Below are 7,585 nucleotides of genomic sequence, written 5' to 3'. Positions count from 1 at the left end.
GGAACTGGCCCGCCCCCGGGCTGCGGACCGCGCCCCGGGGGCCGGCGGCGCTCCGCCCGCGCCGGCGGGGGGGGCCCCCCCCGGGGGCGGGGGGCCGCCCGCCGCCCGCGTCCCGGCCCTCGGCGAGCAGCCGCCAGAGGTCCTCGGGCGTGCGGACGTCGCCGGGGAAGCGGCAGCCCATCGCGACGATCGCGATCGGCTCGTGCTCCGCGGCCTCCAGCTCGCGGACGCGCTGCCGCGTCCGCCGCAGGTCTGCGGTCACCTTCTTGAGGTAATCGACGACCTTGTCATCCGTCCGCATTGCACACCTTCCACCAGGCAGCGTTGACCGCTCAGAGGCCGAATTCCGCGTCGATCAGGGAGAGCACCTCATCCACCGACGCGGCTTGCAGTTCGAGGTCCGCATCGACAGTGGCAGCCGCACCCGCGGCCGGGACACCCCTGACGGGCACCCCTGCACCCCTGAACTCGCGCCACTTGGAGATCAGGGTCTCCAGCCGGGCGGTGACCCTGCGGCCGTCCTCGTCGTCCAGCTCGGCGCCGGTGAGCGCGGCCTCCAGGGCGTCCAGCCCGGCGAACACGTCCGCCTGCGCGGGGGCGTCCGCCGCAGGGGCCAGACGCTCCGCCAGCAGGGCGGCCAGCGCCACCGGGTCCGGGTGGTCGAAGAGCAGCGTGGAGGGCAGGCCGAGGCCCGTGGCGCCGCCCAGCCGGTTGCGCAGCTCGACGGCGGTCAGCGAGTCGAAGCCCAGCTCCAGGAAGCCCTTGCGGGGCTCCACCGCCTCCGGGCCGCGGTGCCCGAGCACCTCGGCGGTGAGCCCCCGGACCAGCTCCAGCAGGATCCGCTCCCGCTCCGCCGCCGGGACGCCGGCCAGCCGGGAGGCCAGCGCGCTCCCGTCCTCGGCCGCCCCGGCCGGGGCCTCCGGGCCCGGGGCCGCCGCCAGGGCGGCCGGGATCCCGGCGAGCAGCCGGCTGGGCCGGGCCGCGACGAACCCCGGCGCGAACCGGGACCAGTCCACGTCCACCACGGCGACCGCGGTGTCGCCCTGGGCCAGCGCGGCGTCCAGGGCGGCCAGCCCGGCGGCCGGGGGCAGCGGGGTCACCCCGGTGCGCCGGGCGCGCTCCAGCACCTCGCCCCCGGCGGCCATGCCGCCCTCGTCCCACGGCCCCCAGGCCACCGAGGTGGCGGGCAGGCCGAGGGCCGCGCGCTGCTCGGCCAGGGCGTCCAGGTAGGCGTTGGCGGCCGCGTAGTTGGCCTGCCCGGGGGCGCCGAGCGTGCCGCTGAACGAGGAGAACAGCACGAAGGCGGCCGGCTTCGGCTCCAGCGTCAGCTCGTGCAGGTGGCGGGCCGAGGCGGCCTTGGCCCGCAGGACGGTCTCCAGCCGCTCGGGGGTCAGCGCGTCGATCACGCCGTCGTCGAGCACCCCGGCGGCGTGCACCACGCCGGTGAGCGGGTGCTCGGCGGGGATGCCGGCCAGCAGGGCGGCGAGCTGCTCGCGGTCGGCGGCGTCGCAGGCGGCGACGGTCACGGTGGCGCCGAGGGCGGTCAGTTCGGCGGCGAGGCCGTCGGCGCCGGGGGCGTCGGGGCCGCTGCGGCTGGTGAGCAGCAGGTGGCGCACGCCGTGCTCGGCGACCAGGTGCCGGGCCAGCCGGGCGCCGAGCGCACCGGTGCCGCCGGTGACCAGCACCGTGCCGTCGCCGTCCCAGCCGGGCGCCTCGCCGCGGCGCGCCGCCGGCGCGGGCAGCAGCCGCCGCCCGTACAGGCCGTCGGGCCGCACCGCGAGCTGGTCCTCGCCGCCGGTGCCCCGCAGGGCCGCGGCCAGCAGGGCCCCGGCCGGGCCGTCGACCTCCTCCGGCAGGTCCACCAGGCCGCCCCAGCGGTCCGGGTGCTCCAGCGCGGCCGCGCGGCCCAGGCCCCACAGCGCGGCCTGCGCGGGCTCGGCGACCTGCTCGCCGAGCGACACGCCGGCCCGGGTCGCGCACCACAGCGGGGCGTCCACGGCGAGGTCGCCGAGGGCCTGGAGCAGTGCCACGGCGCCGGCCGTGACGGCCTGCTCGTCGGCGCCGTCCGCGAGGGCCAGCAGCGAGAGCACGCCGGTCGGCGCGGTGCCGTCCAGGGCCCGGCGCAGCGGGCCCGCCAGTGCGGCGCGGTCCAGGCCCTCCGGGCCGACGGGCACCCGCAGCACCCGCGCGCCGTGCCGTTCCAGCGCCGTCAGGGCGCCCTCGGCGGCGGGCAGGGCGGCCCCGGCGGGCAGCACCGCCAGCCAGCTGCCCGCGGCCGGGCCGGCCGGCGGCTCCGGGAGCCGCTGCCAGGCGGCCCGGTAGCGCCAGGAGTCGAGCCGCGAACCGGCCCGCTCGCGGTGGCGCCAGGAGGACAGCGCGGGCAGCACCCCGGCCAGCGAGCGCTGCTCCTCCTCGGCCAGCCGCAGGCTGGCGCCGAGCGCGGTCACGTCCTGCCGCTCGACGGCCTCCCAGAACGCGGCGTCCGCCGGGTCGGCGGCCGGGGCGGGCCCGTCCAGCCAGAACCGCTCGCGCTGGAAGGGGTAGGTGGGCAGCTCCAGGCGGCCGGCCGGGGCCCCGGCGGCGGCGAAGAACGCCGGCCAGTCCACCGCGGCGCCCAGGGTGTGCAGGGCGCCGACGGCCCGGACCACGGACGCGGCCTCCGGCCGGTCCCGGCGCAGCGCGGGCAGCAGGGCGCTGCCCTCCGGGGCGTCCGTCCCGGCCAGGCAGTCCCGGCCCATCGCCGTCAGCACGCCGTCCGGGCCCAGCTCCAGGTACCTGGTCGCGCCTTCGGCGGCCAGCCGCCGGAACACCGCGTCGAAGCGGACGGCCGCGCGGATCTGGCCGACCCAGTACTCCGCCGTGCACAGCTCCTCGGCGGCCACCGGGCGGCCGGTGCCGGAGACCACCGGGACCAGCGGCTCCCGGTACGTCAGCGACTCGGCGACGGCGCGGAACTCCGCCAGCATCGGGTCCATCAGCGGCGAGTGGAAGGCGTGGCTGACCCGCAGCCGCCGGGTGCGGTGCCCGGCCGCGGCGAGGTCCGCGGCGATCCGCAGGACGGCCTCCTGCGGCCCCGCCAGGACGGTGGCCCGCGGGCCGTTGACGGCGGCCACCGCCACCTCGTCGCCGAGCAGCGGCAGCACCTCGGCCTCGGCGGCCTCCACGGCCACCATCGCGCCGCCGGCCGGGAGCCGCTCCATCAGCCGCCCGCGGGCGGCGACCAGCCGGGCGGCGTCGGGAAGGGAGAGGACGCCGGCCGCGTGGGCGGCGGCCAGCTCCCCGACGGAGTGCCCGGCGAGGAAGTCCGGCCGCACGCCCCAGGACTCCACCAGGCGGTAGAGGGCGACCTCGACGGCGAACAGGGCGGGCTGGGTCCAGCCGGTGCGGTCCAGCAGCTCGCCGCCCTCGGCGATCACCTCGGCCAGCGGCCGCTCCAGGTGGCGGTCCAGCTCCGCGCAGACCTCGTCGAAGGCCGCGGCGAACACCGGGAACTCGCCGTACAGTTCGCCGCCCATCCCGGCGCGCTGGGCGCCCTGGCCGGTGAACAGGAAGGCCGTGCGGCCCGCGGCGACGGTGCCGCGCACCAGCTCGGGGGCCGGCCCGCCCTGGGCGAGCGCCGCCAGGGCGGCCAGCAGCTCCTCACGGTCGGCGGCCACCACGGCCGCCCGGTGGGCGAACTGCGCGCGGCCGGTGGCCAGCGAGCGGCCGAGGGCCGCCGGGTCGGTGTCCGGGGCGGCGTCCAGGTGCTCGTGCAGGCGGCGGGCCTGGGCGCGCAGGGCCTGGTCGGTACGGGCCGAGAGCAGGAACGGGAGGGTGCGGCGGCCGGCCGGCGCGGCCGGCGGCTGCTCCTGCGGAGCGTGCTCCAGGATGACGTGGGCGTTGGTGCCGCTGACGCCGAAGGAGGAGACGCCGGCCCGGCGCGGGCGGCCGGTCTCGGGCCACGCCCGCTGCTCGGTGACCAGCTCGACGGATCCGGCCGTCCAGTCCACCTGGGAGGACGGCGCGTCCACGTGGAGGGTGCGCGGGACGGTGCCCCGGCGCATCGCCTCGACCATCTTGATCACGCCGCCGACGCCGGCGGCGGCCTGGGTGTGGCCGATGTTGGACTTCAACGAGCCGAGCAGCAGCGGCAGTTCGCGGTCCTGGCCGTAGGTGGCCAGCAGCGCCTGGGCCTCGATCGGGTCGCCCAGCCGGGTGCCGGTGCCGTGCGCCTCCACCACGTCCACCTCGGCGGCGGCGAGCCCGGCCCGGTCGAGCGCCTCGCGGATCACCCGCTCCTGGGAGGGCCCGTTGGGGGCGGTCAGCCCGTTGGAGGCGCCGTCCTGGTTGACGGCGCTGCCGCGCAGCACCGCGAGCACCGGGTGCCCGTTGCGGCGGGCGTCGGAGAGCCGCTCCAGCAGCAGCATGCCCACGCCCTCGCCCCAGCCGGTGCCGTCCGCGGCCTCGGCGAAGGCCTTGCAGCGGCCGTCCGGGGCCAGCCCGCGCTGGCGGCTGAACTCGATGAACGAACCCGGCGTCGACATCACCGCGACACCGCCGGCCAGGGCGAGCGAGCACTCGCCGGAGCGCAGCGCCTGGCCCGCCAGGTGCAGGGCGACCAGCGAGGAGGAGCAGGCGGTGTCCACGGACACCGCCGGGCCCTCCAGCCCCAGGGTGTAGGCGATCCGGCCGGAGGCGACGCTGGCCGAACTGCCGTTGCCCAGGTAGCCCTCCACCTCCTGCGGGACGGTGGTGAACCGGGCCGCGTAGTCGTGGTACGAGATGCCGGTGAAGACGCCCGTCCGGCTGCCGCGCGCCGACTGCGGGTCCACGCCCGCGTGCTCGAAGGCCTCCCAGGCGGTCTCCAGCAGCAGCCGCTGCTGGGGGTCCGTGGCCAGCGCCTCGCGCGGGTTGATCCCGAAGAACGCGGCGTCGAACCCGGCGGCGTCGTACAGGAACCCGCCCTCGGAGGCGTAGCAGGTGCCGGGCTGCTCGGGGTCGTCGCTGAACAGCGCGGCGGTGTCCCAGCCGCGGTCCTGCGGGAAGCCGCCGACGGCGTCCCGGCCCTGGGCGACCAGCTGCCACAGCTCGCCGGGGCTCGCCACCCCGCCGGGGTAGCGGCAGCTCATCCCGATGATCGCGACCGGGTCCTCGGCGTCCACCGGGCCGAGGGCCGGGGCGGGCGAGGAAGCGTCCTCGCCGAGCACCTCGCCCAGCAGCCGGGCGGCCACCGCCTCCGGGGTCGGGTGGTCGAACAGCAGGGTGCTCGGCAGCCGCACCCCGGTCGACCGGGTGAGCCGGTCGCGCAGCTCGACCGCCGTCAGGGAGTCGAAGCCCTGCTCCTGGAACGGGCGGACCACGTCGATCCCCTCGGCCGAGGGGTGGCCCAGGACCTCCGCCGCCAGGCCGCTGACCAGCTCCACCAGGGAGCGGGAGCGCTCGGCGACGGGCAGGGCGGCCAGCTCGGCCCGCAGCGCCGAGGCGCCGCCGTCGGCGGCCGCGGGCCGCTCCTCGGCGGCCGCCGACTCCCGCACCTCGGCCAGCGCGCCCAGCAGCGGGCTCGGCCGGAGGGCCGTGAAGCCGGGCTGGAAGCGCGACCAGTCCACCTCGGCGACGGTCACGGCCGTGTCGTCCAGGTCCAGCGCCTGCCGCAGGGCCGCCACCGCGAGGTCCGGCGACAGCGCGCCCAGGCCCATCCGCCGCAGCGGCTCCTCCTGCCCGGCCGACATGCCGTCCCCGGCCCACGGGCCCCAGGCCACCGAGGTGGCCGGCAGGCCGCGCGCCCGGCGCCGCTCGGCCAGCGCGTCCAGGAACGCGTTCGCCGCACCGTACGCGGCCTGGCCGCCGCCGCCCCAGACCCCGGCGACGGAGGACATCAGCACGAAGGCGTCCAGCTCCACGCCGTCCAGCAGCTCGTCCAGGTGTGCGGCGCCGGTCACCTTGGCCGCGCCGGCCGCGGCCAGCGCGTCCGCGTCCAGCTCGCGCAGCGGCCCCATCGCGCCCGAGCCGGCCGCGTGCACCACGGCGCTCAGCGGGCCGAGCTCCGCCAGCAGCCCGGCCAGCGCCGCGCGGTCCGCGACGTCGCAGGCGGCCACCGTGACCCGCGCCCCCAGGCCGGCCAGCTCGGCCTCCAGCGTGGCCGCCCCGGCGGCCTCGCCGCCCCGACGGCTGGTCAGCACCACGTGCTCCGCGCCGTTCCCGGCCAGCCAGCGCCCGATCCGGGCACCCAGCGCACCCGTACCGCCGGTCACCAGGACGGTGCCGCGCGGGCGCCACTCCCGGCCCGCCGTGCCGCCGGCCGCCCGGGCCAGGCGGCGCGCGTACAGCCCGTCCGCCCGGACGGCGGCCTGGTCCTCGCCGGACCCGCCCGCCAGCACCGCGGCCAGCCGGTCACCGGCCCTGCCGTCCAGAGCCTCCGGCAGGTCCACCAGGCCGCCCCAGCGCACCGGGCACTCCAGCGCGGCCACCCGCCCCAGGCCCCACAGCTGCGCCTGTGCCGGGCTGACCGGCCCGCCCGGCGCGGTCGCCACCGCGCCCCTGGTCGCGCACCACAGCGGGGCGTCCAGCCCGGCGTCGTCCAGGGCGTTCAGCAGCAGCACGGTGTCGGCCAGCGCGGCCGGCACCCCGGGCCGGGCCTCCCGCTCGTCCAGGGCCAGCAGGGACAGCACGCCCCGCGGCCGGCGCTCCCCGACGGCAGCCGCCAGCCGGGCGGCCAGCGCGGCACGGTCCTCGCCCCCGGCCGCCGTGACGGTCAGCACCCCGGCGCCGCGGGCCCGCAGCGCGGCCGGCGCACCGCCGCACTCCTCCTCCGTCCGGCCCGCGGGCAGGACGACCAGCCAGTCGCCGTCCAGCGCGGGCGGGGCGGCCGGGTCGGCGAGCCGCTGCCACTCGACGCGGTAGCGCCAGGAGTCCAGCCGCGAGCGGTCCTGGCGCTCGCGCCGCCAGGAGGACAGCGCGGGCAGCACCCCGGCCAGCGACTGCCGCTCCTGCTCGGCCAGCCGCAGGCTGGCGCCGAGCGCGGTCAGGTCCTGCTGCTCGACGGCCTGCCAGAAGGAGGCGTCCGCCGGGTCGGCGGCCGCCCCCGCGGCGGGCGCGGCGTCCAGCCAGTACCGGCGGCGCTGGAAGGCGTAGGTGGGCAGGTCGACCCGGCGGGCGCCGGAGCCGGCGAAGAACGCCGCCCAGTCGGCCTTCACCCCGCGCCCGTGCAGTGCGGCCAGGGCCGTCACGGCGCTCCGCACCTCGGGCCGGTCGCGCCGCAGCACCGGCACGAAGGCCTCGTCGCCGCCGTCGGCGCCGTCCCGCCCGAGGGCGGTGAGCACGGCGTCGGGGCCGAGTTCCAGGAAGGTGGTGACGCCCTTGGCCCGGAGGGTGTCCAGGGCGTCGTGGAAGCGGACGGTGTGGCGGGCGTGGCGGGTCCAGTAGTCGGGGTCGGTGAGTTCGGCGGTGGTGGCGGGTTTGCCGGTGAGGGTGGAGACGATGGGGATGGTGGGGGTGTGGAAGGTGAGTTCGGCGAGGGTGGTGCGGAACTCGTCGAGCACGGGTTCCATGAGGGGGGAGTGGAAGGCGTGGCTGACGCGTAGTTCGCGGGTCTTGTCGAACTTCTCGG

At 78.9% G+C, this 7,585-nt stretch carries 2 protein-coding genes; both read right to left on the bottom strand.

Annotation, left to right across the window (positions count from 1 at the left end; genetic code table 11):
* The coding region (locus ACH5AR_RS32105) for a polyketide synthase docking domain-containing protein (protein ID WP_396305059.1) at positions 1-301 on the bottom strand (301 nt) is incomplete at its 3' end.
* 31 nt (positions 302-332) lie between these two features.
* Positions 333-7,585 (bottom strand): type I polyketide synthase (locus ACH5AR_RS32100; RefSeq protein WP_396305058.1); only part of this gene is annotated, 7,253 nt, incomplete at its 5' end.

It is taken from the genome of Kitasatospora sp. NPDC018619 (genome assembly GCF_044391605.1).
Classification (GTDB): Bacteria; Actinomycetota; Actinomycetes; order Streptomycetales; family Streptomycetaceae; genus Kitasatospora.
This window is presented reverse-complemented; position numbering and strand designations above follow the sequence as displayed.